This is a genomic window from Bartonella sp. AA86SXKL, assembly GCF_042196885.1.
In genome coordinates this window covers 1-644 of the sequence record NZ_JBHIRE010000428.1, presented here as the reverse complement: position 1 = coordinate 644, position 644 = coordinate 1, and the positions used below count along the sequence as shown (strand labels likewise).

At 44.3% G+C, this 644-nt stretch carries 2 protein-coding genes; both read right to left on the bottom strand.

Features of this window, described 5'->3' with window-relative positions:
• A partial coding sequence (locus ACFIO5_RS12425; protein WP_375705565.1) for a 30S ribosomal protein S5 occupies positions 1-382 on the bottom strand: 382 nt, incomplete at its 3' end.
• Between the two features lie 117 nt (positions 383-499).
• The coding region (locus ACFIO5_RS12420; RefSeq protein WP_375705566.1) for a 50S ribosomal protein L18 at positions 500-644 on the bottom strand (145 nt) is incomplete at its 5' end.

Below are 644 nucleotides of genomic sequence, written 5' to 3'. Positions count from 1 at the left end.
CTTGCATACCAAGGGTTTCAAAAATAGCCCGCATTGGTCCCCCAGCAATAATACCGGTACCTGCAGAAGCAGAACGCAATAAAACACGACCAGCTCCATGATGACCTTCAAGATCATGATGCAAAGTACGTCCAGAACGAAGTGGAACATAAATCATCCCACGCTTCGCAGATTCTGTAGCTTTACGAACTGCCTCTGGCACTTCACGTGCTTTACCATGACCAAACCCCACACGTCCTTTTTGATCTCCAACAACAACAAGGGCGGCAAAACCAAAACGCCGACCACCCTTTACAACCTTAGCAACACGATTGATATGAACAAGCCTATCGACAAATTCACTCTCACGTTCATCTCGCTCACTACGTTCTTTTTGTGCCATTCCTCATTCCTTTTTCTTTTCCGGAAGCACGTTAACACAGTCCCATTATCAAAGCAAAGGAACTTAAACGAAACGCCCTAAAATTTCTTTACCTCAATTTCTCCTAAATAAGGTACCTTAGAAGTTTAAACCACCCTCACGAGCAGCTTCAGCCAGAGCTTTTACTCTACCATGGTAAACATAGGCACCACGATCAAAAACCACTTCATTAACACCAGCTTTCTTGGCACGCTCAGCAATTAATTTACCAACAGCAAAGGCA